Source organism: Pseudomonas sp. P7759 (assembly GCF_013386445.1).
In the GTDB taxonomy this organism is placed as follows: domain Bacteria; phylum Pseudomonadota; class Gammaproteobacteria; order Pseudomonadales; family Pseudomonadaceae; genus Aquipseudomonas; species Aquipseudomonas azotoformans_A.
Window position 1 is genome coordinate 21,509 of sequence record NZ_JACART010000022.1, and the last position, 26,614, is coordinate 48,122.

Annotated in this window: 17 protein-coding genes; 9 read left to right on the forward strand and 8 right to left on the reverse strand. The window is 60.4% G+C overall.

The window, feature by feature from the left end:
* Nucleotides 1-8: 8 nt before the first annotated feature.
* Both mapR and HX823_RS18685 read left to right on the forward strand, forming a co-directional pair.
* Nucleotides 9-1,418, forward strand: coding sequence for a GntR family transcriptional regulator MpaR (gene mapR / locus HX823_RS18680; protein WP_177075941.1), 1,410 nt, complete (start codon nucleotides 9-11; stop codon nucleotides 1,416-1,418).
* A gap of 91 nt (nucleotides 1,419-1,509) precedes the next feature.
* Nucleotides 1,510-1,974: a hypothetical protein gene (locus tag HX823_RS18685; RefSeq protein WP_256350163.1), complete on the forward strand. Its 465-nt coding sequence runs from the start codon at nucleotides 1,510-1,512 to the stop codon at nucleotides 1,972-1,974.
* 11 nt (nucleotides 1,975-1,985) lie between these two features.
* Here the strand turns inward: HX823_RS18685 and HX823_RS18690 are convergent, their stop codons facing one another.
* From HX823_RS18690 to HX823_RS18725, 8 genes are all read right to left on the reverse strand, one after another.
* Nucleotides 1,986-2,732, reverse strand: a complete 747-nt coding sequence (locus HX823_RS18690) for an SDR family oxidoreductase (protein ID WP_177075943.1) — start codon at nucleotides 2,730-2,732, stop codon at nucleotides 1,986-1,988.
* A 54-nt stretch (nucleotides 2,733-2,786) separates the two neighbouring features.
* Nucleotides 2,787-4,883, reverse strand: coding sequence for a bifunctional diguanylate cyclase/phosphodiesterase (locus tag HX823_RS18695; RefSeq protein ID WP_177075945.1), 2,097 nt, complete (start codon nucleotides 4,881-4,883; stop codon nucleotides 2,787-2,789).
* Between the two features lie 152 nt (nucleotides 4,884-5,035).
* Nucleotides 5,036-6,505 (reverse strand): efflux transporter outer membrane subunit, encoded by a 1,470-nt coding sequence (locus tag HX823_RS18700; RefSeq protein ID WP_038850191.1) that lies wholly within the window; start codon nucleotides 6,503-6,505, stop codon nucleotides 5,036-5,038.
* A complete protein-coding gene (locus tag HX823_RS18705; RefSeq protein ID WP_177075947.1) occupies nucleotides 6,502-9,609 on the reverse strand; it encodes an efflux RND transporter permease subunit in 3,108 nt (1,035 codons plus the stop codon). The genes HX823_RS18700 and HX823_RS18705 overlap by 4 nt, the downstream gene beginning before the upstream one ends.
* The gene (locus tag HX823_RS18710; protein WP_177075949.1) at nucleotides 9,606-12,707 is read right to left on the reverse strand and encodes an MdtB/MuxB family multidrug efflux RND transporter permease subunit; all 3,102 of its coding nucleotides are present in this window, start codon (nucleotides 12,705-12,707) and stop codon (nucleotides 9,606-9,608) included. The genes HX823_RS18705 and HX823_RS18710 overlap by 4 nt, the downstream gene beginning before the upstream one ends.
* A complete protein-coding gene (locus tag HX823_RS18715; protein ID WP_061436701.1) occupies nucleotides 12,704-14,005 on the reverse strand; it encodes an MdtA/MuxA family multidrug efflux RND transporter periplasmic adaptor subunit in 1,302 nt (433 codons plus the stop codon). The genes HX823_RS18710 and HX823_RS18715 overlap by 4 nt, the downstream gene beginning before the upstream one ends.
* Before the next feature lie 231 nt (nucleotides 14,006-14,236).
* Nucleotides 14,237-14,737 carry a thiol peroxidase gene (gene tpx / locus HX823_RS18720; protein WP_016980349.1) on the reverse strand — a complete coding sequence of 167 codons (501 nt, stop codon included), beginning with the start codon at nucleotides 14,735-14,737 and terminating at the stop codon, nucleotides 14,237-14,239.
* 145 nt (nucleotides 14,738-14,882) lie between these two features.
* Complete coding sequence (locus HX823_RS18725) at nucleotides 14,883-15,278, reverse strand: hypothetical protein (protein WP_177075951.1); 396 nt, start codon at nucleotides 15,276-15,278, stop codon at nucleotides 14,883-14,885.
* A 246-nt stretch (nucleotides 15,279-15,524) separates the two neighbouring features.
* Here HX823_RS18725 and HX823_RS18730 point away from each other — a divergent pair, with 246 nt between their 5' ends.
* The 7 genes from HX823_RS18730 to HX823_RS18765 all read left to right on the forward strand — a co-directional run bounded on the left by HX823_RS18730 (nucleotide 15,525) and on the right by HX823_RS18765 (nucleotide 26,596).
* Nucleotides 15,525-16,814, forward strand: a complete 1,290-nt coding sequence (locus tag HX823_RS18730) for a glycosyltransferase (RefSeq protein WP_177075953.1) — start codon at nucleotides 15,525-15,527, stop codon at nucleotides 16,812-16,814.
* Nucleotides 16,815-16,886: 72 nt separating this feature from the next.
* The gene (locus HX823_RS18735; RefSeq protein WP_177075955.1) at nucleotides 16,887-17,792 is read left to right on the forward strand and encodes an AraC family transcriptional regulator; all 906 of its coding nucleotides are present in this window, start codon (nucleotides 16,887-16,889) and stop codon (nucleotides 17,790-17,792) included.
* Between the two features lie 99 nt (nucleotides 17,793-17,891).
* A complete protein-coding gene (locus tag HX823_RS18740) occupies nucleotides 17,892-21,641 on the forward strand; it encodes a hypothetical protein (RefSeq protein WP_177075957.1) in 3,750 nt (1,249 codons plus the stop codon).
* A gap of 671 nt (nucleotides 21,642-22,312) precedes the next feature.
* Complete coding sequence (locus HX823_RS18750; RefSeq protein ID WP_371317970.1) at nucleotides 22,313-23,584, forward strand: sugar ABC transporter substrate-binding protein; 1,272 nt, start codon at nucleotides 22,313-22,315, stop codon at nucleotides 23,582-23,584.
* 154 nt (nucleotides 23,585-23,738) lie between these two features.
* Nucleotides 23,739-24,629: a carbohydrate ABC transporter permease gene (locus HX823_RS18755; protein ID WP_032864136.1), complete on the forward strand. Its 891-nt coding sequence runs from the start codon at nucleotides 23,739-23,741 to the stop codon at nucleotides 24,627-24,629.
* A 10-nt stretch (nucleotides 24,630-24,639) separates the two neighbouring features.
* Nucleotides 24,640-25,470: a carbohydrate ABC transporter permease gene (locus tag HX823_RS18760; protein WP_177075959.1), complete on the forward strand. Its 831-nt coding sequence runs from the start codon at nucleotides 24,640-24,642 to the stop codon at nucleotides 25,468-25,470.
* Between the two features lie 22 nt (nucleotides 25,471-25,492).
* Complete coding sequence (locus HX823_RS18765) at nucleotides 25,493-26,596, forward strand: ABC transporter ATP-binding protein (protein WP_177075961.1); 1,104 nt, start codon at nucleotides 25,493-25,495, stop codon at nucleotides 26,594-26,596.
* Nucleotides 26,597-26,614 lie beyond the last annotated feature (18 nt).

Here is a 26,614-nt window from a genome sequence, read left to right on the forward strand (position 1 = left end):
GAGCCCCCATGAAACGCTACGAAAAATTCGCCGACGACATTGCAGAACTGATCCGCTCCGGCGTCCTCGGCCCCGGCCAGCGGGTGCCATCGGTACGCTATGCCAGCCAGACCTACGGCGTCAGCCCGTCCACGGTATTCCAGGCCTACTACCTGCTGGAGCGCCGTGGCCTGATCCGCGCGCGGCCGCGTTCGGGCTACTTCGTCAACACCCATGCGCCCAGCCCGTTTTCCGAGCCGGTGGTGAGCGAGCAGGTGCATGAGTCCACCGAGGTGGACGTTAGCGAACTGGTGTTCTCGGTACTCGACTCGATCAAAGACCCTAACACCGTACCGTTCGGCTCGGCGTTCCCCAGCCCCATGCTGTTCCCGCTACCGCGCCTGGCCCGCTCCCTGGCCAGCGCCAGCCGCGAAATGGACCCGCGCCTGGTGGTCACCGACATGTCGCCGGGCAACCCGCAACTGCGTCGGCAAATCGCCCTGCGCTACATGGTCGGCGGCCTGATGCTGCCCATGGAAGAACTGCTGATCACCAACGGCGCCTTGGAGGCGTTGAACCTTTGCCTGCAAGCCGTCACCGAACCGGGTGACCTGGTGGCCATCGAGGCCCCGGCGTTCTACGCCTGCCTGCAAGTGCTGGAGCGCTTGAAACTCAAGGCCGTGGAAATCCCCGTGCACCCGCGCGATGGCATCGACCTCAACGCCCTCGCGCAAACCCTGGAGCGCTACCCGATCAAGGCCTGCTGGACCATGACCAGCTTCCAGAACCCCATGGGCGCGACCCTGCCGGAAGCCAAGAAACAGGCGCTGGTGGAACTGCTGCGCGGACATCAGGTGCCGCTGATCGAAGACGATGTGTACGCCGAACTGTATTACAGCCAACAGGCGCCGAAACCCGCCAAGGCCTTCGACACCGAAGGCCTGGTGATGCATTGCGGCTCCTTCGCCAAAAGCCTGGCCCCCGGCTATCGCGTGGGTTGGGTGGCGGCCGGACGTTTTGCGCAGAAGGTTGAACGCCTGAAGCTGATGACCTCGCTCTGCCCGTCAATGCCGGCCCAGGCGGCGATTGCCGATTACTTGCAGCACGGCGGCTATGACCGGCACCTGCGCAAACTGCGCTATGCCCTGGAGGAACAGCAAAGCGCGATGCTGGCCGCTATCGCCCGCTATTTCCCGGCACAAACGCGGGTCAGCCAACCGGCCGGCGGGTATTTCCTGTGGCTGGAACTGCCGGAGCAGACAGATTCGTTGAAGTTGTTCCAGATGGCGTTGGCGCAAGGCATCAGCATCGCGCCGGGGCCGATCTTCTCGGCCACCCAGCGCTTTCGGAACTGCATTCGCTTGAACTACGGCAGCCCGTGGACTGAGGCGTCGGAGAAAGCCATGGAAACATTGGGGCGCATTGTTCGCTCGTTTTAAGCCGGAACCCCACGCCACCAGGCGCCACACAAAAAAGCGCATGCATCACGCCTGAACATGCGCCTTACCGAATTCTGCCTGGAGATTTCTTATGCACATGCCCGCCTCTATCACTCCTGGACAGCTACCTGTTCCACCCCACTACATGCGTGCAGCCGAACAGCAACAGGTGCGCGAGATGACAGGCCCCATGGGCCGCCCCGCTGGCGATCACCGATCGGCAGACAGAATCATCGAGCAAAGCCCTGTACTGCAGCACTTTCTCGATAACCGCAATCATGACCACCTACTGGATGAGCTGAAGATGCAGGTCGGTGACTGGACCACCGCCAAACCGGAACCGGACGCCAGGGCCAATGCGGCCTTCGACCTGAACAAGGTATTGCGTTTTCTGGACAACCTGGACGACCGCCACTTGAATGCCAGCCATAGCCGTAACGGACAGGTCGACGGCGTCGCCAGTGATGGCTACAGCACCCTCGACAATTCGGAAGCCAGCCTGCTACAGGCATTTTCCCGCAAAGGGTATGACGTGCTGCGCCATCTACGGACCTGAAAGGCGGGTGCTTAACGTCCACCGCCCAGATCGAGGAACGTCCCGGTCGCGTACGAAGCCTTATCCGACAGCAGCCAGATAATCGCCTCTGCCACCTCATCCGGGCGCCCGCCTCGGGCCATGGGAATACCGGACTCCAACTTGCTGACCCGGTCCGGATCGCCGCTCAGGGCATGAAAGTCGGTGAAGATATAGCCAGGACGCACGGCGTTGACACGAATGCCTTCGCCCGCCACTTCCTTCGACAGCCCAATGGTGAAGGTGTCGAGTGCGCCTTTGGACGCGGCGTAGTCGACATACTCACCCGGCGACCCCAGACGCGCGGCCACTGACGAAACGTTGACGATACTGCCACCCTGCCCGCCATGCTTGGGCGACATGCGCAGCACCGCATGCTTGGCGCACAGGATCGGGCCGAGCACGTTGGTCTTGATGATTTTCAGGATGCGGAATTCGGACATCTCGTCAACGCGGGACTTGTGCCCCACCGTGCCCGCATTGTTGACCAGTGCGGTGACACGGCCCAGTTCGGCGTCCACCCGGTGGAACAGCGCGATCACTTCGTCCTCGATACTCACATCCGCCCGCACGGCAATGGCTTGGGCGCCCAGTGCACGCACCTGTTCGAGCACACGGTGGGCCGCCTCTTCGTCGGACTGGTAGTTGATGCAGATGCGATAGCCCTGGCGAGCAGCCAGCAAGGCCGTCTCGGCGCCAATCCCACGACTGCCCCCGGTGATGATGACGACTCTGTCCATGCGTGCGGTCTCCTGATTCAACCTGATGTTTAGGGTTGGATCCAAGAATACCTGTCACGCACGGCTTTTGTCAGGCGCAACGGCCTCTTCGGCGCGCTGGATATCCGCCATGAAGCCCTCTGCCGGCAACGGGTGACCCAGCAGGTAACCCTGTAGGGAATTGCACCCAAGCCGTGTCAGGAAATTCTGCTGCACATCCGTCTCGACACCTTCGGCAACAATCCGTAATCCCAAGGCCTGGCCAAGGGCGACGATGGCCGAGACGATGGCCGCGTCGTCGCTGTCGTGTTCCAGGTCACGCACAAAGCCACGGTCGATCTTCAGCTCGTTGGCCGGCAGGCGCTTGAGGTACATCAGACTGGAGTAGCCGGTGCCAAAGTCGTCGATGGACAAATCGACGCCCATGTCCGACAGCTGCTGCAACACCGTCATGCTCGCGTCGGCGTCGCTCATGGCCGTGGTTTCGGTGATTTCCAGGGTCAGGCTGTTGGCCGGCAGTTGGTGCCGTTCCAGCGCCACCGCCACACTTTTGACCAGCCCGGCGTGGCAGAACTGCAAGGCCGAGAGGTTCACGGCGATGCGCCAGTCTTCATAACCCTGGGCATACCACAGGCTCATTTGACGGCAGGCTTCGTTGAGTACCCATTCGCCGATGGGAATGATCAACCCGGTTTTTTCCGCCAACTCGATAAACATCGCCGGCAGCAGCAGCCCCTGTTGCGGGTGCTCCCAGCGCAGCAGGGCTTCGGCACCGACCGGAATACCGCTGACCGCGTCGAACTTGGGTTGGTAGTACAGGCGAAACTGTTCCTGTTCCACGGCATTGCGCAGGTCCTGCAACAACTGCAATTGCTTGCGCGCGTTGGTATTCATCGACGCATCAAAGAAGCTGTAGCCGTTCTTGCCCATGCCCTTGGCGTGGTACATCGCGGCGTCGGCGTTCATCAACAGTTCCTGAGGGTTGTTGCCGTTGCCCGGGAACATCGCGATGCCGACACTGGCGGAGATCTTCAGCTCATGCTCGGCCACCTGGAAGGCGCGGTTGATCAGGATCACCTGGCGTTCGGCAAGGCCCAGGGCATCGTCCGGCTGGGTCAGTTGCACCAGCAACACAAACTCGTCGCCGCCGATACGCGCCAAGGTGTCCTGGCTGCGCAAGTCTTCGCGCAGGCGCAGGCCCACTTCGCGCAGCAACTGGTCACCCATATGGTGACCAAACGCATCGTTGACTGGCTTGAAGCCATCGAGGTCGATAAACATCAGCGCGAAGCAACCGCCCTGCTCTTTAACGGCCTGCATGGCTTGCTGAATGCGGTCCGCAAGCAACGTACGGTTGGGCAGGCCGGTGAGCATGTCGTGCAGGGCCAGATGGGTCAGTTCCTGGTTGGCTTGGGTGAGGGAATCGGCCAGCACCGCCGTACGCGCTTCCAGGCGCGCATCGAGCAACGAGGTGAGCAAGGCGATGGCCAGTACCGCCAGGGTCGTGACCAATACCAGGTTATCCAGGCCCTTGCCGCTCAAGCCGTTCAATGCAGCCCCGCAGAAACTCTCATCGGCAAAACGTGCGGCGGCCATGCCGGTGTAATGCATGCCGACGATGGCAAAGCCCATCACCACCGCTGCGCCCCCCCGTAAAAGGCGCACGTACGGTGTGTTACGGCGCAGATTGTGGGCGATCCACAGCGCCGCGCCAGACGCGACCACCGCGATCAGCAACGATGCGCCAAACAAGGCGGGGTCATAGTCGATGCCTGGGGTCATACGCATGGCGGCCATGCCGGTGTAATGCATGCACGCAATGCCGGTGCCCATGACCAGCGCGCCAAACCCCAGTTGCCAGGCGGGCAAACGCGGCTGGCTGATCAGCCACAAGGCAAAGCCGCTGGACAACACCGCGATCAATAACGACAACGCCGTGATGCCCAAATCGAAGCCCAGGGCAAACGGCAAGCGCAGTGCCAGCATGCCGATGAAGTGCATCGACCAGACGCCGATCCCCATGGCGATTGCCCCACCGGCAATCCACAAATACACGGCGCGCCCCTTGGCGGTGGCAATGCGGCCGGAAAGGTCCAACGCGGTGTAGGAAGCCAGGATCGCAACGAACAGCGAAATCACGACCAGTGAGGGGGAATAACTACCGATGAGCATGGGACTTCTCGTGCGCAGCGGGCCTGAGAAGCCCGTGCCAGGTGGCAAAGCGGGCGATTGTAGCGAGAATAATTCTTGAGCAGTTGATTAATTATCAGAGGGCCATTAGTGGCATTTTGACGTCAATCAACTGGCTGCACACCCCGCCAAAATCAATCCTTCTCGGCAATCGGTGTCTGCCCGTCCCAACCACCGCCCAATGCCGCGATCAATTGCACACTGGCCACCAGGCGCGTCTGCAAAAGGGTCAGTACCGTGCGTTCGTTGCTCAGTGCGGTCGCTTGCGTGGTGACCACATCCAGGTAAGCAATCAGCCCCGCCTTGTACTGGTTCTGGGTCAGGCGCAACGACTCACGGGCGGCGTCGAGTGCTTCATTGCTGACCACCGCCTCGTCTTCCAGCACTTTGAGTTGCACCATGTAGTTTTCCACTTCACGGAACCCATCCAGCACGGTCTGGCGGTACTTGGCGACAGTCTCGTCGTAGCTGGCCACGGTGCGGTCGACTTCCGCCGAACGCTGGCCGCCGTCAAACAGCGTCATGGCCAGCTTTGGCCCCACCGACCAGAAGCGATTCGGCAGGCTGATCCAGTCGGCATAGGTGCTGCTGGAGTAACCACCGGCCAGGCTCAGGCTCAGGTCCGGGTAGTAGGCAGCCTTGGCCACGCCGATATTGGCATTGGCGGCGATCACCGAGCGTTCGGCCGAGGCAATGTCCGGGCGGCGCTCCAGCAGTTGCGACGGCAGGCTCACGGGAATCTGCGGCAATGCCGGGATGTCCTTGCTCACCGCCAGGTTGAAATTGGCCGGCGCCTCGCCGATCAACACGGCAATCGCGTTTTCCAGCTGGGCGCGCTGCCAGATCAGGTCGATCAGGCTGGCCTGGGTGGTCTTGAGCTGGGTTTGTGCCTGGGCTACCGCATCCTTGCCGGAAACCCCGGCGCGGTACTGGTTTTCGGTCATTTGCAGGGAGCGCTGGTAGGTCTCCAGCGTGGCTTGCAGCAAGCGCGTCTGTTCATCCATGACCCGCAGTTGGAGGTAGCTTTGCACCAGTTCGGACTGCTGGCTCAGACGCATCGCCGCCAGGTCCGCCGAGCTGGCTTCAGCGCTGGCTTCGTTGGCTTCCAGGCCCCGGCGCAATTTGCCCCAGATATCCGCTTCCCAGCTCACGCCCAACTGGGCATTGAGGGTGTCGCGGATACCGCTGCTGGAACTGCTCAGGCTGGCGTTACTGCTACCGGTGCCCTGGCTGGCGCGGGTTTTCCCTGCGCTCAGGTCAACGGTGGGGTAAAACGCGCCACGGGAGCTGCGCACCAGCGCCTGGGCCTGGCGAAAGCGCGCTTCGGCCTGCGCCACGGTTTGGTTGGACGTGTTCAGGCGCACCACCAGGTCATTGAGCTGACGGTCGCCGTAAAGCTCCCACCAGGCGCCACGGGCCAGGGAATCGCTGGGAGTGGCCTGGCGCCAGCCCTGGGCTTCCTTGAATTGCGCCGGTTCAATGACTTCAGGGCGCTTGTAGTCAGGGCCGACGGCGCAAGCGCTGAGCAGCACGCCGCACAGCACCAGGCTCGCCACACGGGAGCCACGGAACAGGGCCAGTCGGGCAAAGGTTGAATCGGTCATAGCGCAGTGTCCAGGGCAGCATCGGTACGCACGCCGCGCCATTTATTGAAGCGATGGCGCGCGCGGTCGAGATAGAGGTAGACCACCGGAGTGGTGTAAAGGGTCAGGACCTGGCTGAACACCAGACCGCCGATAATCGTCAGGCCCAACGGACGGCGCATTTCAGCACCATCGCCCGCACCCAGCAGCAACGGCAAGGCACCGAGGATGGCGGCCAGGGTGGTCATCAGAATCGGGCGCAAACGCAACAGGCAGGCGCTGCGGATCGATTCCAGCGGGCCCAAGCCGTCGTGGCGCTCCAGCTGCAAGGCCAGGTCGATCATCAGGATCGCGTTTTTCTTCACCACGCCGATCAGCAGGAACAGGCCCAGCAAGGAGATCAGGCTGAACTCGCCCCCGGTCAGGTAGATCGCGAGCATCGCGCCGACACCGGCCGACGGCAAGGTCGAGAGGATGGTCAGCGGGTGAATGTAGCTCTCATACAGAATGCCCAGCACCAGGTAAACCGCCACCAGCGCGCCGAGGATCATGAACGGCTGGCCCTTCTGCGTGGCGGCGAAGGCATCCGCGGTGCCGGCCATCTTGGCGATCACGTCTTCCGGCAGGCCAACCTTGGCAATCGCCCGTTCGATGGCGGCCGTGCCCTGCTCCACCGTCACGCCGGGCGCCATGTCGAAGGCGATGTTTTCCGAGGCGAACTGGCCTTCGTGGCTGACGCGGTCGTCGGCCAGGCTGTTCTCATAATGGGCGATGGTCGACAGCGGCACCCGCGCCCCCGTGGAGGTGATCACCTGCATCTGGTTGAGGGTGATCGGGTCCTGGGCGTATTTGGGATTGACCTCCATCACCACCTGGTACTGGTTGAGGCTGTCATAGATGGTGGAAATCTGCCGCTGGCTGTAGGCGTTGTTGAGCACCGCCGTGACCATGTCCATGTCGATGCCCAGGCGCTTGGCCTGGTCGCGGTCGACAATCAGTGTGACCTGCGCCGCGCCCCGCCCTTCACGGGCATCGATGGCGGTGAGTTCCGGCAGCTCGCGCAAGGCCGCCACCACTTTCGGGTACCACAGGCGCAAGGCCGCCAGGTCGCCGCTTTGCAGGATGTAGGAATACTGCGCGCTGGTCTGGTCGCGGCTGCCGCCAAATTGCAGGTCCTGGTCAGCCATCAGGAACAACCGCCCGCCGGGCACCAGCGGCACGTCCTTGCGCAGGCGCTCGATCACCGCCTGGGCGGAAACCTTGCGCTCGCTGATGGGCTTAAGGCGCACCAGCATCACCGCATTGTTGGTGCCGTTGTTGCCGCCGATGAAGCCAGCCACGCTGAGTACCGCCGGGTCCTTGAGCACCGCTTTGCGGAAGGTTTCCATCTTCGGCTGCATCACGCTGAACGACAGGCCGTCATCACCGCGCACAAAACCAATCAACTGGCCGGTGTCCTGCTGGGGCATGAAGGTCTTGGGCACCACCACATAAAGCGCGACGTTCATGCCGATGGTCAGCAACAGGCTGAGCAAGGTCAGGCGTCGATGGCGCAGCACCCAGTCCAGGCTGGTGGCGTAGCCGGCGACCATGCGGTCGTTGACCTTCTGGCTCCAGCGCTGCAAACCGGTCATTTCACCCTTTACATGCGGTTTGAGCCAGCGCGCACAGAGCATCGGGGTCAGGGTCAGCGAAACAATCAGCGACACAATGATCGCCGCCGACAAGGTGATGGAAAACTCGCGGAACAGGTTGGTGACGATCCCGCCCATGAACAGGATCGACAGGAACACCGCCACCAGCGACACGTTCATCGACAGCAAGGTAAAGCCGACTTCCTGGGCGCCCAGGTACGCCGCTTTCATTGGCGGCACGCCTTCGTCGATATGCCGGGAAATGTTCTCCAGCACCACGATGGCATCGTCCACCACCAACCCGGTGGCCAGGATCAACGCCATCAACGAGAAGTTGTTCAGCGAGAACCCATACAGGTACATCACCGCAAAGGTGCCCACCAGTGACACCGGCACCGCCAGGGTCGGGATCAGCGAGGCGCGGAAGTTACCCAGGAACAGGTACACCACCAGGATCACCAGGCCCACGGCAATCAGCAAGGTCATCTCGGCTTCATGCAAGGTCGCGGTGATCACCGGCGAACGGTCCATGGCCAGGCTCAGCTTGACGCTGGACGGCAGCACCGCCTGCAACGCCGGCAACTGCGCCTTGATTTGCCGGACAGTTTCGATGATGTTGGCGCCAGACTGGCGGTTGATCACCAGCAGCACCGCCGGCTCGTTGTTGAAGAACCCGCTGTTGTAGCGGTCTTCCACGCCGTCACTGATCTTGGCCACATCGCCCAGGCGCAGGGCCGCGCCGTTCTGGTAGCGGATCAGCAGCGGCTCGTAGTCCTTGGCCTTTTCCAACTGGTCGTTGGCCTGGATCTGCCAGTTGCGCTGGCTGTCTTCCAGGGAACCCTTGGGCCGACGCTGGTTGGCGTTGGCGATGGTGTTGCGCACATCGTCGAGGGCCACGCCGTACTGGTCGAGGGCCTTGGGTTCGAGTTCGATGCGCACCGCCGGCAAGGAACTGCCGCCGATCTGCACTTCACCGACGCCAGGCACCTGGGACAGGCTCTGCGACAGAATAGTCGAGGCCAAATCGTACAACTGGCCCTTCTGCAACACGTCCGAGGTCAGCGACAGCACCATGATCGGCGCCTGGGACGGGTTGATCTTCTTGTAGGTCGGCATGCTGCGCATACCACTGGGCAGCAGGTTGCGCGAGGCGTTGATCGCAGCCTGCACTTCCCGCGCCGCGCCGTTGATATCGCGGTCGGAGTCAAACGCCAGAATCACCCGCGTAGAACCCTGGCTCGACGAACTGCTCATGGTGGTGATGCCGGCAATCGCGCCGAACGAGCGCTCCAGCGGCGTCGCCACCGTGGATGCCATCACCTCGGGGCTGGCGCCGGGCAAGCTGGCCGACACCACGATCACCGGGAAGTCGATCTGCGGCAGCGGCGACACCGGCAACAGGTTGAAGCTCACGCCGCCCAGCAACAGGATCGCCAGGCTCAACAGCATGGTCGCGACCGGCCGGCGGATGAATGGTCCGGACAGGTTCATGACTCAACCGGCTCCAGGCTTTGCGGCTCTTTGCGCCAGCGACGGCCCAGGCGATCGAAGTACAGGTAGATGACCGGCGTGGTGAACAGGGTGAGCACCTGGCTCACCAGCAGACCACCGACCATCACCAGGCCCAGGGGCTGGCGCAGTTCCGCGCCGGAACCCGTGGCCAGCATCAACGGCACCGCGCCGAACAGTGCGGCCAGCGTGGTCATCAGGATCGGCCGGAAGCGCAGCAGCGCCGCCTGGTAGATCGCGGTCTGCGGGTCGAGGCCCTGGTTGCGTTCGGCGTCGAGGGCGAAGTCGATCATCATGATCGCGTTCTTCTTGACGATACCGATCAACAAGATGATGCCGATGATCGCGATCATGCCCAGGTCATTGCCACTGAGCAGCAACGCCAACAACGCTCCGACGGCTGCCGACGGCAAGGTCGAGAGAATGGTGATCGGGTGGATATAGCTCTCATAGAGCACACCCAGAATGATGTACATGGTGACCACCGCCGCCAGGATCAGCAGCAAAGTGCTCGACAGCGAGGCTTCGAAGGCCTGGGCCGCGCCCTGGAACTGAGTCTGCACGCCCACCGGCATGCCGATGTCTTTCTGGGTCTGGTTGATCAGCTCCACACCTTTGCCCAGCGCAACGCCGGGGGCCAGGTTGAACGACATCATCACTGCCGGGAACTGGCCGATGTGCGCAATCGCCAATTGCGCCTGGCGCTGCTCCACACGGGCCAGGCTGGACAAACGCACCTGGCCGCCGTCGGTGGTTTTCACGTGGATCTGGTTCAGCGCATCCGGGCCGAGGGTTTCGCCGGACTGGGCCTGCAGCACCACGCGGTACTGGCTGGCTTGGGTGTAGATCGTGGAAATCTGCCGCTGGCCGAACGCGTCATACAGTGCGTCGGTGATGGTCGACACGCTGACGCCCAGGCGCGACGCCGCGTCGCGGTCGATCACCAGGTACACCTGCAAGCCCTTGTCCTGCAGGTCGCTGGCGACGTCGGTGAGTTCGGGCAACTGGCTCAACGCGTGGACCAGTTTGTCGCTCCACAGCGCCAGCAACTCGGCATCCGGCGACGACATGCTGAACTGGTACTGGGTACGGCTCACACGGTCTTCGATGGTCAGGTCCTGCACCGGCTGCATAAACAGGCGGATCCCCACCAGCTTGTCGATTTCCGGCTGCAAACGCGTGATCACCTGGGCCGCGCTGAGGTCACGCTGGCCGTGGGCCTTGAGGTTGATCAGCAAACGCCCGCTGTTGAGGGTGGCGTTGTCTCCGTCCACACCAATGTAGGAAGACAGGCTTTCCACCGACGGATCGGCCAGGATGATCTTGGCCAGTTCCTGCTGGCGCTGGCTCATGGCCGCGAAGGAGATCGACTGCGGCGCTTCGGAAATGCCCTGGATCACACCGGTGTCCTGCACCGGGAAGAAGCCCTTGGGCACGATCAGGTACAGGAACACGGTGAGGCCCAAGGTGGCGATGGCCACCAGCAGGGTCAGCGGCTGGTGCTTGAGTACCCACTGCAACATGCTGGCGTAACGCGCGATCAACCAATCGATCCAGGCGCCGCTGGCCTTGTAAAAGCGGCTTTGTTCCTCTTCCTTCGGCTCACGCTTGAGCAAACGCGCGCACATCATGGGCGTGAGGGTCAGGGAAACCACCAGGGAAATCAGGATCGCCACCGCCAGGGTGATGGCGAACTCTCGGAACAGGCGCCCGACTACGTCGGCCATGAACAGCAGCGGAATCAGTACCGCGATCAGCGACAGCGTCAGGGAAATCAGGGTAAAGCCGATCTGCTTGGCGCCCTTGAGCGCGGCAGCCAGCGGGGTCTCGCCCTCTTCGATGTAACGGGAAATGTTCTCCAGCATCACGATGGCATCGTCCACCACAAACCCGGTGGCGATGGTCAGGGCCATCAGCGTCAGGTTGTTGATGGAGAACCCCGCCAGGTACATCACGCCAAAAGTGCCCACCAGGGACAGCGGCACGGCGATGGACGGAATGATCGTGGCGCTGACCCGGCGCAGGAACAGGAACGTCACCATCACCACCAGGGCAATCGCGATGAGCAATTCGTGTTGCACGTCCTTGACCGAGGCGCGGATGGTCTGGGTGCGGTCGGTGAGTACCGTCACGTCGAGGCCGGCTGGCAAGTTATCAGTGATGCTCGGCAGCAGCGCCTTGATGCGGTCCACCACCTCGATCACGTTGGCCCCCGGCTGGCGCTGGATATTCAGCAGCACGGCCTGGTTTTCGTTGGCCCAGGCGGCAAGGCGTTCGTTTTCGGCGCCGTCCACGATCTGGGCCACGTCTTTGAGGCGCAGCGGCGCGCCATTGTTGTAGGCCAGGATCAGTTCGGCGTATTGCTGGGGCGAGACCAACTGGTCGTTGGCGTCGAGCATCGACACACGGGTGGGGCCGTCGAAGTTGCCCTTGGGCTGGTTGACGTTGGACGCGGCGATCAGGGTGCGCACGTCCGACAGGTTCAAGCCATTGGCCGCCAGGGCCTCGGGGTTGACCTTGATGCGCACGGCCTGGCGCTGGCCGCCGGCGATGCTGACCATGCCGACGCCGCTGATCTGCGCGATCTTCTGCGCCATGCGCGTGTCGACCAGGTCATTGAGCTTGGGCAGCAGCATGGTCTTGGACGTGATTGCCAGGGTCAGCACCGGGGTATCCGCCGGGTTGACCTTGTTGTACACCGGCGGCGCCGGCAGGTCCTTGGGCAACAGGTTGGTCGCGGCGTTGATCGCGGCCTGCACCTGCTGCTCGGCGACATCCATATTGATGTCGAGGTTGAAACGCAGGGTCAGCACCGACGCACCGCCAGAACTGGTGGAGGCCATCTGCGTGAGGCCGGGCATTTGCCCGAATTGGCGCTCCAGCGGCGCGGTGACCGCACTGGTCATTACATCCGGGCTGGCGCCGGGGTACAGGGTCATCACGCGGATGGTCGGGTAATCCACCTGGGGCAACGCCGACACCGGCAACAGGCGATAAGCGATGATGCCGGCCAACACAATGGCCAGCATGCTCAGCGTGGTGGCGACCGGGCGAAGGATAAACAGCCGCGACAGGTTCATGAACCGACCTTTTGCGCCTTGCCGGCGGTGGTGCCGGTCTCCCCTTTCGCCGCTGGCTTGCCTTGCAGGTGTTCAGTCGGGGTGGTCGGCACTTCACTGCTGTCGTTGACCACTTCGATTTCGCTGCCGTCCTTCAAGCGGTCGGTGCCTTCCAGCACCACGCGGTCGCCGGCCTTGAGGCCTTCCTTGATCACGGTGTTGTCGCCGTCGGTATCTCCCACCACCAGCGGCTGCACCTTGACCTTCTTGTCGCCGTCGAGCACGTAGACGAAAGTACCGGTGTTGCCGAACTGGATCGCCGCCGACGGCGCCAGCACCACGTTATGCAGGGTGTCGGCCAGCAGGTGCACATTGACAAACTGGTTGGGGAACAGCGCCTGGTCCTTGTTATCGAAACGCGCCTTGAATTTCAGGGTGCCGGTGGTGACGTCGATCTGGTTGTCCAGGCTCTGCAACACGCCGACGGCCTGTTGCTTCACATCGCCACGGTCCCAGGCTTCCACGGGCAGCTTGTTGCCGGCGTGGTAGCGGGTGAGCACGGTTTCCAGGGTATTTTCCGGCAGGGTGAAGGCCACGCTGATCGGCTGGGTCTGGGTGATCACGGCCAGGAACGTGGTGTCGTTGGCCGCCACCAGGTTGCCCACGTCAACCTGACGCAGGCCGACCCGACCGCTGATTGGCGCGCGGATCTTGGTGAATTCGAGGTTGAGCTTGGCGTCATCCACCGCGCCCTGGTTGGTCTTGACCGTGCCCTGGTATTGCAGGACCAGCGCTTCGGCGGTGTCCAGGGTCTGCTTGGCGATGCTGTCCTGGGCGTACAGGTCGCGGTAACGCTGCACATCGACCTGGGCGTTTTTCAGCTGGGCCTGGTTCTGCATCAGCGTGCCCTGGGCCTGGAGCAAGGCGTTCTGGTAACTGCGTGGGTCGATTTCTGCGAGCAGGTCGCCAGCCTTGACCATCTGCCCTTCTTCAAAGGCGATCTTCACCAGTTCGCCGCCCACCCGGCTGCGCACATTGATGGTGTTGAGCGCGGTCACCGTGCCCAAGGCCTTGTAGTACACAGGGAACTCGCCCAGCACCGCAGGCGCCACACGCACCGGCACCGGGCCGGTGGAGCCACCGAAGCCTGGGCGCATCATCCCCGACTTGCCGGCGCGTCCGGCTGGCGCCTGCGCAGCATCCTTGTGGCTGCCGGGCCAGAATTTCCAGCACAGGCCGGCGACAACCACCAGCACAAGCAGGGCGAACAGCCAGCGGCGGGACTTACGGGGGGAGGATTGCATGGAGTGATCAACCATTGGGCGCGAGAGCTTCTTCTTTGGGAGGCTGAAAGATAAGCACTGGGGCGCATTTAGAAAAGCGCCTTTACCGGCTATTTACCTTGGGCTTACAACTTTTAACTTCTGACCTTAGTTCATCGACCGTTTCGCTAAGCATCTGAACCACAAATAAAAACGGCCTGGACTAGGCCAGGCCGCAATCATGCATCAAGCGTGTTACTGCAAAACGACAGTAACGTACCGAAACAGTTACTTCAAAACAGCCAGGGCTGCTTCGTAGTTCGGCTCTTGGCCGATTTCGGGCACCAGTTCGCTGTGCAGCACGTTGTTGTTCTCGTCCAGCACCACTACGGCGCGGGCGGTCAGGCCTTGCAGAGGGCCGTCGGCCAGCGAAACGCCGTAGTCCACTGCGAAGTCGGCGTTGCGGAAGTCCGACAGGCTCAGCACGTTGTCCAGGCCTTCGGTGCCGCAGAAACGCTTCTGGGCAAACGGCAGGTCAGAGGAGATGCACAGCACCACGGTGTTGCTCAGGTCGTTGGCCTGGGCGTTGAACTTGCGTACCGAAGTGGCGCAGGTCGGGGTGTCAACGCTTGGGAAGATGTTCAGAACCTTGCGCTTGCCAGCGAAAGTTTCCAGGGACGCTTCCGACAGGTCGACAGCAACAAGGCTGAACTCAGGAGCGGTGGAACCGGTTTTCGGCAATTCGCCTTCAACCTGGACAGGGTTACCACGAAGGGTGACTTGAGCCATGAACGGAATCCTTATGCTGGGTTTGATGAAACGAATTCGAGAGGCGGAAGTTAACCACAAAGCTCGAATAGCACCTACCCGCAAACAGATTCTTTTGCGAAAACATGGGCCGTCGATACAGCTCGGCCATACGGCCCATCGCATTTCAAACGTCGAACTCCTTGGTTATCGTGGTCCGGTCATCAATGCCTGGCTGGTCAAAGACAATCACCACTTTGACCGTGATGCGTACTGCACTGCCAAGATCGAGTGTCCCGTAAGCGTCCCAATCTTGAAACGTTCCATCCTGGATACAGTTGTTTTTATTTAGCTTCCATTCCTTTCCGTAGTGGGCATGTACGATGATATTGATGTTGCCGCTCTTACGACTGCCATCGCCACTGATCTTGTAACGCAATACGTTAATATCCAACGTACTCCCCGAACGCCGCCAGCGCATCTGCAACTCGCCGGTATCCCCGCTGGCGCTGCCGTTGAAAGTATCTCCTACCCAGTCTGCCGAGGGCTGGGAGTCGGTCGGGTCAGATTTTTGTTTAGTCATTTGAAATGTTCTCCACAGAGACGTGACAGAACTCCCGGCTGAATTTTCATAGGGAGATAGCCGCCAACATAGCAACACGAGCCTCACTTAATAACTGGTACAAATGACAGTGTTATAGGTTTTTTCGCAATCAAACCGCTGAGATTAATCGCTGCAATGCGCCATGGGCTAACCGCCTCCAACCTGTGATTTAATCCTCAGATTTATCGGCATTGCAGCCGATGCCTTCGCAAGGATCTCCCCCTCATGAATCACCCCGCCACCAAAGTCCTGGTCATTGGATACGTCTGGCCGGAACCCCGTTCCTCGGCCGCAGGCGGGCATATGATGCAAGTCCTTGAGAGTTTTCTTACGCAAGGTTGGGACATCACCTTCAGCAGCCCCGCCACTATTGGCGAACACAAGGCCGACTTGCCTGCGCTGGGCATCGCCGAATGCGCCATCGAACTCAATAACAGCAGTTTCGACGACTTTATCCGCGAACTGGCCCCGGACATCGTGCTGTTCGACCGTTTCATGATGGAGGAACAGTTCGGCTGGCGCGTCGAGAAATGCTGCCCCAACGCCCTGCGCGTGCTGGAAACCTCCGACCTGCAGAGCCTGCGCGACGCCCGTCACCAGCGTTTCAAGGATCACCTGAAGGCGCACCCCGACAGCGACGATTTCAGCGCACTGTTCTCCCCCGCGCTGCAGGCCGAGTTCCAGCTGATGGCCGACACCGACCTGGCCAAACGCGAGATCGCGGCGATCTACCGCTGCGATATCAGCCTGATGATCTCGGATGTGGAAATCCGCTTGCTCACCGAACATTTCAAGGTGCCGGCCGCCCTGCTCCACTGGTGCCCACTGATGCTGGAGCCGCCGACCGAACCGTTCGCACCGTTTGAAGACCGCGCGCACTTCCTCAGCATCGGCAACTTCCGCCACGCGCCCAACTGGGATGCGGTGCTCTGGATGAAAAACAGCCTGTGGCCGTTGATCCGCCAGCAATTGCCGGGCGCGCAGCTGCATATCTACGGTGCCTACACCCCGCCCAAAGCCACCGCCTTGCACAACCCGGCCCAAGGCTTTCATGTGATGAACTGGGCCGAAGATGCCCTGCAAGTCATGACCGCCGCGCGTATCTGCCTGGCGCCCCTGCGCTTCGGCGCCGGCATCAAGGGCAAGCTGGCGGACGCGATGCTCTGCGGCACACCGAATATCACCACGCCCATCGGCGCCGAGGCCATGGGCGACGAGCAGCCCTGGCCGGGCGTGATCGAACACAGTGCCCCGGCGCTTGCCGCCGCTGCGGTGGCGCTCTACCAGGACCGCGAACGCTGGACCCAGGCCCAGGAAAACGGCCGCCAGCTGTTGACCCGCCGCTATGACCAGAACATCCATGGCCCTGCGCTGGTGGCCTGCCTGGAACAGTGCCGCAGCACGCTAAATGCCCACCGCCGCGATAACTTCACCGGCAGCATGCTGCGCCATCACGCCCATAAAAGTACGCAGTACATGTCGCAGTGGATCGAGGCGAAAAACCGCATCGTATAAACACCAGCGCTGGCGAGGTGACGCGCGACGGGGCATTATCCTACGTAGCAACCACAATAAAGCGACGGCAGCATGACCCGAGCAACGCGCATTACCGACCCTTCCTACGAGTTGATGGACGACCACAACGGTCTGTCCATCATCTATCGCCAGCACGGTTTTCCCTGCCCGCTGGTGCGCTGGCACTTCCATAAGGAATACGAGCTGCACCTGATCGTCGCCAGTTCCGGCAAGGTGTTTATCGGCGACTACATCGGCAACTTCTACCCGGAAAGTCTGTTTCTCACCGGCCCCAACCTGCCCCATAACTGGATCAGCCAGGTGGAGGAAGACGAGGTGGTGCCCAAGCGCGACATGCTGGTGAACTTCACCGATGATTTGTTCGAGCACGGCAGCCACATCTTCGCTGAACTCAAAACGCTCGCGCCGTTGCTGGAGCGTGCACAGTACGGCATCGAGTTTCGCTGCAAACGCACGATTGCCCAGGCAATGACCCTGATGCAGCGCATCGAGGACGCCCAAGGCATGGCGCGCCTGGGGCATTTCTTTATCCTGCTGGAGGTCCTGAGCGCCTGCGAGGACTACCAGCTACTGTCCGGAGTGACCACGCCACAACTGGCGGACGAACACAGCATTGATCGCACCAACCGCGCGGTGGATTACATCTTTGCCCACTACGCGCGCGAGTTGCCGCTCGAAGAGGTGGCGGATTACCTGGGGATGAAACCCACCTATTTTTCCAGGGTGTTCAAGCAGGCCACCGGGCGTACCTTCGTTGAATTCGTCAACCGCCTGCGCATCAGCAAGTCGTGCGAACTGCTCGCCGATGGCGAAAAACCCGTGACCGATGTGTGTTTCGAGTCGGGCTTCAACAATATTTCCAACTTCAATCGGCGCTTCCAGCAGCTCAAGGGCATGACGCCGTCGCACTACCGTCGGTTGGCAGTGCAGCGCTTGACGGAGCAAAACCTGGCCTGACCATCCGTCGCTACTGTCAACTTTGACAGCTATACGCAGCATCTTGAGCGGTGTGTGATTTCCTTGCCCGGTTTCTTCCCTGCACAAGGAACGCCTCCCATGAAACGAATCACCTCATCCCACACCCCCTGTCCAATCTGTAAACCACATCGCCACCAGCCACCACGCCCGAACACCGTGGACGATCTGCTCCCACCCATCGTCAGCGACGCAATACGCCCGATAACAGGGGCTGAGCGCGGGCTGGGCATTCGAAATATCAAGCCGTGGCTCATTGTTCATCTGCTGCCGTGGGTGCAACTCAAAAAAGGCGACATTTACAAGGTGTACATGGGTAGCTCTACGTTTGCCCTCGCTTCGGACGAAATCAGGGACGGGGATCTGGGCAAAACCAGTTACTCCCTGGTGATCGATGGGGACCTGGTGCCGACAGGTTATGTTTACCCTTGTTTCGCCGAAGTCATTCGGTTTGGTACTGGTACTTCCAGCAGGTCGCCCTGGCAAACCTGGTTTAGCAAAACCACCCGCCCAGGCGGACTTAGCACCAACCCCTACTATCACTCCAGGCTGGTCATCCATCTACCGCCTGATCTGGTGGGGGGTGTACTCGATCCCGAACGGGCTAAGGACGGCGTTGACTTGACGGTTGATCCTTACCCGAACATGACGTTGGGAGACACCCTCGAGGTGTGGTGGAACGGTCACCCAGTGTTCCTGGAGATTGATCAAGACCACCTCGACGGTATCAAGCCGATTGTCGTGCATGTGCCAGAGTCAACCATCATCGACGGGGGCAGTGGCTGGGTGGTGATTTACTTCCGGGCCTTCGACATCGTGTTCAACTATTCGGGGGAAGTGCCGCAGTGGTCGAAGCCCGTGAATGTGGAAGCTGACCTGGACCCCTATGCGCTCGAACAGCCACACTTGGTGGTCAACGGGAATTCAGTGACCGAAGTCAATGTCGACCTTGATGGTGATGGTCCCTATAAAGGGGAGGTCTTCGTTCCCAGGCGGCTACCCAATGGCACGACCACACCTGTCGGCACGCTGATCCACCTGACAGTCGTCGTCTTCGATGATGACGGCGGGAATACCGCCACCCCATTACCCGCGTTTCCCGCTCGAATCGGCCTGTCGGCCACCACTGATATTGACCCTAAATATATTGAAATGGCGGTCAATGGCCACGTCCAATTGTTCTACACACTGACCACCGCCACTGGAAGTCTCCTCGGAACCTCGCGACGCTTGAACGTTCCGGTTTCCGGCACGAAAAAGTCGATGCCTGCAATGACCATCGATAAAAACGAAGGTGGTTTTATTGACCCATCAATCTCCTATTTCCAGGCCTTTTTCCCAAAATTTACACCCTATGACGCTGACTGGAGCGTGACCTTCCGCATGGAAGCCCTGGACTCGACAGGCAGGTTGGTCGAGTACGAAGAAGAATTGCTGGCTGGCGCGAAAGAGCCGCCTCCGCCCCCGCGCACAGTGCTCCAGGAGCAGTTCTCTCCTTTCATCGGACTGGGACTGGTCCGTGTGTTCTACCTCGTCAACGATGGCCGGATGCGGATCATGGGCCCAGGCATTCAGACGGTACGCAAGTCCGAGGTTCTGGAAGTGACCTTCGGCGCAGCCGTACGCTCAATGCCCGCACCAAAACTGCAATATGTAGACCTGTCCAACAATTTGGACCCTGCCAGCATTATCGGCACCACGCTCAACTTGACCTTGACCGAAACGCGTACGGCGCTCGGCGACATTTTTGAATGGTTTTTGAGAGGTTCTGCCAGCAACGGTTCCACCAGTGATGACATAAAACTGAACTCATCGACGGCAGGCAGGCAGGTCGTGGTTCCGGTAGACGCGAAATATGCCATTGCCAATAACGATGGGGAAATTCGTCTCAGCTACACACTGCAACCGGCGGATAACAGCCCGAAACGCTTTTCCGATGTTCTGCTTATCACTGTAGGAAAAGCGCTCACACTGATACGACCGGAGGTCGCAGAAGCAACCCGCTACCCCGACCAACTGGCGGCAGTTGCCGCAACAGGGGGAGCGACCGTCGTGGCCAATATTGCGCAATTGCGGCCCACCGACCAAGTCGAGACCTGCTGGAGCGGAATCCCGGGAATTGGTACCTATTGCGAAACCCAGAATGGCAATACATCGAAGGTCGTGTACACCGCCATCGACCCTGATGTAGTGGGTGCCAACATCCAGGAGAAGGGGCACTTTATCCAGGTGCAGTACTTCGTAATCCGGGGCCTGCACAAAACGCCATCGCCGGTGTTGAACCTGGAGTTGTTACCACCGCCATTCCCCAAACCCTATCTGGAAGGCCATGCGTTGGATGCGGTACTCGACCTCAGCACACTGAAGGGCACGGAACGCGCCCTTGTCGATCGCTGGTTCTTCATCCATCACTTTCAGCGGGTGTGGTTCGAACTGTTCGGCACCTACGCAGACGACAATCAGTTCTACCATGCCTTCAACTATGGTGACCTGGTAGGACTGGACGGCGAGCAGAACGGTCTTCATCCACTGGCACCCATTGCAGAAATACGCAAGCTCAAGGACGGCACGCAATTGAGCATGCGCTGTGCCGTCACCTTCGACCAGAGCCCGGACCTGTCCAACGCCGTAAGGTTCTTGCAACGCGACTACACCGTCAGGGCCTTGCCCGCGCAGTACCCGGTGCCCATCTTGGAAGAAGCAAGCGGGTCCGGCACGTTGGTGACATTGGCGGCGCTGGATGCCCAATACGGTGCAAATCTGCGGGTGAGCTATGGTCCGATGAGCACCACCGACAGGATCGATGTGGAAGTTCTAGGCAGCGCCGGCGCCGGCTCGGCTACGATCGGGCCGATCTATGGGGAAACCGATGGCAGCGTCAATGTGCCCCTGGACGCCGCATTGATTGCTGCCAATATCGGCAGCACCAGGACCCAATTCACGATCAGGTACACGGTAACCAAAGGCGCGGATACCCGGCCCTCTGTCTTGCTCACGGTGAATCTTGATCCGTTGTCTCAAGCCGAGCTGAAAAAAACCGTGCTGCAGATCGATGAAGCCACACCCGCCGGCATAATCGATTTGGATACGGTCGGCAACGCCACAGCTCGGGCAGGGATATGGCCATTCATTGCCAAGCACCAACCCGTGTGGCTCAAGTTGTTCGGTACCGACCGCGACGGTAAGGCGCTCAACTTGACCCTGCTGGACGGTACGGTCAATGGCGAGGTAGACGCTGCCTGGATCAGCCAGCGTTATCACCTGGAAACAGTGTTGAGCAGTTACCTGCACGACCTTGGAAATGGCAGCCTGCTGACCCTGCAGTTGAAGGTGGCGCTCAACGGTATCAGGGATGAGTGGCGGGCGATTGAGTTCCCGCCAACGCGTTACACGGTAAGAAGCGTGATGATCCACGACTGCACGACGTTCACCAGCGACAACATGAATTACTGGGTTAGTGAATACGCTGATGCAGGCATTCGACGCGATCCAGACGGCAACTTCTTCTGGCACGCCTTCCCCAAAACGGGCAGCGGGGTCGGTTTGCAGAAAATCTTTGCGCCCAATGCTGCTGGGTACTACAGGGTCAAACTCAGATATCGCATCAGCAAGTTTGCCGCCATTGGCGCGCCGACCTTTGTCGAGGTTCAACTGGGCACCTTGAAAAAGCGGTTTGATGTGACCGCCATCAATACCTGGCTGAGCGCCGATGTTGTAATGGGTTATCTGAATGGGCCGTTTGAGGCCTCAGTGTCTGTCGGAAATCCTACCACCGGAGGGCTCTATGATCTGGATGATATTTGCATCGTCCAGACGCCCTATCCCATCTGATGTCAATGCAAGCGGGGATCAGTAGAAGTACTGATCCCCGCTCACTTTCTGGTTTACGCCGATAACAATCAGGTCACGACGCAGCCGTCAGGGCTTTATACATGCTTGTGCACGCTCATCGAACTCAAGCCCGCTCGGACAGGTATAAGGGTATTGAATGTAGCGTTGGATATCGGGTTTCCATACGCATCGGTGGAACCCTCCTACGGGTTTGACACTTTTAAAATAGCCCTCTCGCACACAAGCAGGCTCTCTTAATTCCAGAGGTCCTGTGGTACAGGCATTAATCGAAACAGCAATGACCACGCCCAATGCGATCTTATAAAGCGTGTTGTTTTTGAGGTTTACGCGAGAACAGTTCATAAACATCTCCTGGTTGGGTTGTGCCAAACCATTAACCCTCCGAGGCCTTTTAGCGTCTACTGTCAGAACTCACAGGTTGGCGCCCCCTCTGAGTGGTAGTGCCCGCCTTGCAACCCCAGTGCAAAAAAGTATCAGCCGCAGTGTTCCCAAGGATTTGTCACAACGCCATTTGAAGGCTGTAATCAACGCACACTCTTCCAGCTGTCGTGGAAGACACAACAACAATAACTGTCCTTCCGTAGCCCCTGGGCGCGGAGATGGAGTGCGCGATGAAGTTCACAGCAAAAGCACTAATTGCCTTTTCTTGCATGACCCTCAGCGCCGTCAGCCTTGGCGCGCAAACCCTGACCATTGCCACCGTCAATAACAGCGACATGATCCGCATGCAAAAGCTCTCGAAAACCTTTGAGGCCGAGCATCCGGAGATCAAGCTGAACTGGGTGGTGCTCGAAGAAAACGTCCTCCGCCAACGCCTGACCACCGATATCGCCACCCAGGGTGGGCAGTTCGACGTGTTGACCATCGGCATGTACGAAGCTGCACTGTGGGGTGCCAAGGGCTGGCTGGAGCCGATGAAGGACCTGCCGGCGTCCTACGACCTCGATGATGTATTCCCTTCGGTGCGTGACGGTTTGTCCGTCAAGGGCTCGCTGTACGCCCTGCCGTTCTACGCCGAAAGCTCGATCACCTATTACCGTACCGACCTGTTCAAGGACGCCGGCCTGACCATGCCCGAGCATCCGACCTGGACCCAGATCGGCGAATTCGCCAGCAAACTCACCGACAAGACTAAAGAACAATACGGCCTGTGCCTGCGCGGCAAAGCCGGTTGGGGCGAAAACATGGCGCTGATCACCACCCTGGCCAACGGCTACGGTGCGCGCTGGTTCGATGAGAAGTGGCAGCCGGAATTCAACGGTCCAGAATGGAAAGACGCGCTGAATTTCTACGTCGACAACATGAAGAAATCCGGCCCGCCGGGTGCTTCCAGCAACGGTTTCAACGAAAACCTGGCGCTGTTCAACAGCGGCAAGTGCGCGATCTGGGTCGACGCCAGCGTGGCCGGCTCGTTCGTCACCGACAAGACTCAAAGCAAAGTGGCTGACCATGTCGGCTTTACCTTTGCCCCGCACGAGAAGACCGACAAAGGCACTTCGTGGCTGTACTCCTGGAGCCTGGCGATCCCTACCAGCTCCAAGGCCAAAGACGCTGCCAAGGTGTTCACCAGCTGGGCGACTTCCAAGGAATACGGCGCATTGGTCGCCAAGACCGATGGCATTGCCAACGTGCCGCCAGGCACGCGCAAGTCGACCTACAGCGACGAGTACATGAAGGCGGCGCCGTTTGCCAAGGTGACCCTGGAGTCGCTGAAAGTTGCGGACCCGACCAAGCCGACGCTCAAGCCGGTGCCGTATGTCGGTATCCAGTTGGTGACCATTCCTGAGTTCCAGGCGATCGGGACCCAGGTCGGCAAGTTCTTCTCGGGTGCGTTGACCGGTCAGCAGACGGTGGATGCCGCACTGACCGCCGCGCAGACCACCACCGAGCGGGAAATGAAGCGGGCCGGGTATCCCAAATAAGGTGAGCCTTCCACTGTAAATGTGGGAGCGGGCTTGCTCGCGAATGCGGTGTGTCAGTCACGGATGCATCAACTGGAAGACCGCATTCGCGATGCAAGCCCGCACCCACATTTAACCGCACTCCGATTCTTGCTCTGTATTGGCCTTGAATACCATGAATACACCCGCCAAAAACCGCCTGGCCAACCCCGGCTGGTTCCTTGTCAGCCCCTCGGTGGCCTTGCTGCTGCTGTGGATGATCGTGCCGCTGGGCATGACCCTGTACTTTTCGCTGATCCGCTACAACTTGCTGTACCCCGGCGAAAACCAATTCGTCGGGCTGGAAAACTTCACGTATTTCATCACCGATTCGGGCTTCCTGCCCGGCGCCACCAATACCTTGTTGCTGGTGGGCAGTGTGCTGCTGATCAGCGTGGTGTTCGGTGTGCTGATCAGCGCCCTGCTCGAGGCCAGTGAGTTCTTCGGCCGCGGCCTGGTGCGGGTGCTGCTGATTTCGCCGTTCTTCATCATGCCCACCGTGGGCGCGCTGATCTGGAAGAACCTGATTTTCCACCCGGTGTCCGGAATCCTGGCCGCCGTGTGGAAGTTCTTCGGCGCAGAACCCGTGGACTGGCTGGCGCACTACCCGTTGCTGTCGATCATCATCATTGTGTCGTGGCAGTGGCTGCCGTTCGCGATCCTGCTGTTGATGACCGCCATGCAGTCTCTCGACCAGGAACAAAAGGAGGCCGCGCGCCTGGACGGTGCCGGCGCCATCGCGATCTTCTGGCACCTGACCCTGCCGCACCTGGCCCGCCCGATTGCCGTGGTGGTGATGATCGAGACGATCTTTTTGCTCTCGGTATTTGCCGAGATCTTCACCACCACCAACGGTGGCCCCGGCTACGCCTCGACCAACCTCGCCTACCTGATCTACAACCAGGCGCTGGTGCAGTTCGACGTGGGCATGGCCTCGGCCGGCGGCTTGATTGCCGTGGTCATCGCCAATATCGCGGCGATCATCCTGGTGCGGATGATCGGCAAAAACCTGACTGACAAGCCTTGAGGGCCGCGCCATGACGCTTCAACAATCCCGCCGCCTGCAAAGCCTGTTGCTCGGCACGTTGGCCTGGGCCATCGCGATCCTGATCTTCTTCCCGATCTTCTGGATGGTGCTGACCAGCTTCAAGACCGAAATCGATGCGTTCGCCACGCCGCCGCAGTTCATCTTCACGCCGACGCTGGAGAACTACCTGCACATCAACGAGCGCAGCAATTACTTCAGCTATGCGTGGAACTCGGTGCTGATTTCCTTCAGCGCAACGGCGCTGTGCCTACTGATTTCGGTACCGGCCGCCTACTCCATGGCGTTCTACGAAACCAAACGCACCAAAGGCACGCTGCTGTGGATGCTGTCCACCAAAATGCTGCCGCCGGTGGGCGTGCTGATGCCGATTTACCTGCTAGCCAAGAGCATGGGCCTGCTGGATACGCGCATTGCGCTGATCATTATCTACACCCTGATCAACCTGCCGATTGTGGTGTGGATGGTTTACACCTACTTCAAGGACATCCCCAAGGACATCCTCGAAGCCGCCCGCCTGGATGGCGCCACCCTCTGGCAGGAAATGGTCCGCGTGCTGCTGCCGATTGCCAAGGGCGGCCTGGCCTCTACCGTGTTGCTGTCGCTGATCCTGTGCTGGAACGAGGCGTTCTGGTCGCTGAACCTGACCTCGTCCGCCGCTGCGCCGTTGACCGCGTTGATCGCCTCCTACTCCAGCCCCGAAGGCTTGTTCTGGGCCAAATTGTCCGCCGTGTCGACCCTGGCCTGCGCGCCGATCCTGATCTTTGGCTGGATCAGCCAGAAACAGCTGGTGCGCGGTTTGTCCTTCGGCGCCGTCAAATAATAATTCCTAGCGGAGGCCCATCATGGCCAACCTGAAAATCAAGAATCTGCAAAAAGGTTTCGAAGGCTTTTCCATCATCAAGGGCATCGACCTGGAAGTGAACGACAAGGAGTTCGTGGTGTTTGTCGGCCCGTCGGGCTGCGGTAAATCCACCCTGCTGCGCCTGATCGCCGGCCTGGAAGAAGTCAGCGAAGGCACTATCGAACTGGACGGTCGCGACATCACCGAAGTGACCCCGGCCAAGCGTGACCTGGCGATGGTGTTCCAGACCTACGCGCTGTACCCACACATGAGCGTGCGCAAGAACATGTCGTTTGCGCTGGACCTGGCCGGTGTCGACAAGAAGCTGGTGGAGAGCAAGGTCAGCGAAGCGGCGCGCATCCTGGAGCTGGGCCCGTTGCTGGAGCGCAAGCCCAAGCAGCTGTCCGGCGGCCAGCGCCAGCGTGTGGCTATCGGCCGCGCGATTGTGCGCAACCCGAAGATCTTCCTGTTCGACGAACCGCTGTCCAACCTCGACGCCGCCCTGCGCGTGCAGATGCGCCTGGAACTGGCGCGCCTGCATAAAGAGCTGCAAGCGACCATGATCTACGTGACCCACGACCAGGTGGAGGCGATGACCCTGGCCGACAAGGTCGTGGTGCTGAACAGCGGCCGTATCGAGCAAGTCGGCTCGCCGCTGGAGCTTTACCACCAGCCGGCCAACCTGTTCGTGGCGGGTTTCCTCGGCACACCGAAGATGGGTTTCCTCAAGGGCACCGTCACCCGTGTTGAAAGCCAAAGCTGCGAAGTGCAGTTGGACGCGGGCACGTTGATCAACCTGCCGCTGAGTGGCGCCACCTTGAGCGTGGGCAGTGCAGTGACCCTGGGCATTCGTCCGGAACATCTGGAAATTGCTTCCCCGGGCCAAACCACCCTGACCGTCACCGCCGACGTCGGCGAGCGCCTGGGCAGCGACACCTTCTGCCACGTCAACACCGCCAACGGCGAGCCGCTGACCATGCGGATCCGTGGCGACATGGCCAGCCAGTACGGCGAGACGCTGCACCTGCACCTGGACCCGGCGCACTGCCATCTGTTCGACACCGACGGTGTTGCCGTGGCCCGCCCACTGCGCGCTGCCGCCTGATTTCGCGAGACTTTGCTG

Coding starts and splice junctions, on each gene's coding strand:
- mapR (WP_177075941.1), top strand. CDS start 9: ATGAAACGCTACGAAAAATTCGCCGACGACATTGCAGAACTGATCCGC.
- HX823_RS18685 (WP_256350163.1), top strand. CDS start 1,510: ATGCACATGCCCGCCTCTATCACTCCTGGACAGCTACCTGTTCCACCC.
- HX823_RS18690 (WP_177075943.1), bottom strand. CDS start 2,732: ATGGACAGAGTCGTCATCATCACCGGGGGCAGTCGTGGGATTGGCGCC.
- HX823_RS18695 (WP_177075945.1), bottom strand. CDS start 4,883: ATGCTCATCGGTAGTTATTCCCCCTCACTGGTCGTGATTTCGCTGTTC.
- HX823_RS18700 (WP_038850191.1), bottom strand. CDS start 6,505: ATGACCGATTCAACCTTTGCCCGACTGGCCCTGTTCCGTGGCTCCCGT.
- HX823_RS18705 (WP_177075947.1), bottom strand. CDS start 9,609: ATGAACCTGTCCGGACCATTCATCCGCCGGCCGGTCGCGACCATGCTG.
- HX823_RS18710 (WP_177075949.1), bottom strand. CDS start 12,707: ATGAACCTGTCGCGGCTGTTTATCCTTCGCCCGGTCGCCACCACGCTG.
- HX823_RS18715 (WP_061436701.1), bottom strand. CDS start 14,005: ATGGTTGATCACTCCATGCAATCCTCCCCCCGTAAGTCCCGCCGCTGG.
- tpx (WP_016980349.1), bottom strand. CDS start 14,737: ATGGCTCAAGTCACCCTTCGTGGTAACCCTGTCCAGGTTGAAGGCGAA.
- HX823_RS18725 (WP_177075951.1), bottom strand. CDS start 15,278: ATGACTAAACAAAAATCTGACCCGACCGACTCCCAGCCCTCGGCAGAC.
- HX823_RS18730 (WP_177075953.1), top strand. CDS start 15,525: ATGAATCACCCCGCCACCAAAGTCCTGGTCATTGGATACGTCTGGCCG.
- HX823_RS18735 (WP_177075955.1), top strand. CDS start 16,887: ATGACCCGAGCAACGCGCATTACCGACCCTTCCTACGAGTTGATGGAC.
- HX823_RS18740 (WP_177075957.1), top strand. CDS start 17,892: ATGAAACGAATCACCTCATCCCACACCCCCTGTCCAATCTGTAAACCA.
- HX823_RS18750 (WP_371317970.1), top strand. CDS start 22,313: ATGACCCTCAGCGCCGTCAGCCTTGGCGCGCAAACCCTGACCATTGCC.
- HX823_RS18755 (WP_032864136.1), top strand. CDS start 23,739: ATGAATACACCCGCCAAAAACCGCCTGGCCAACCCCGGCTGGTTCCTT.
- HX823_RS18760 (WP_177075959.1), top strand. CDS start 24,640: ATGACGCTTCAACAATCCCGCCGCCTGCAAAGCCTGTTGCTCGGCACG.
- HX823_RS18765 (WP_177075961.1), top strand. CDS start 25,493: ATGGCCAACCTGAAAATCAAGAATCTGCAAAAAGGTTTCGAAGGCTTT.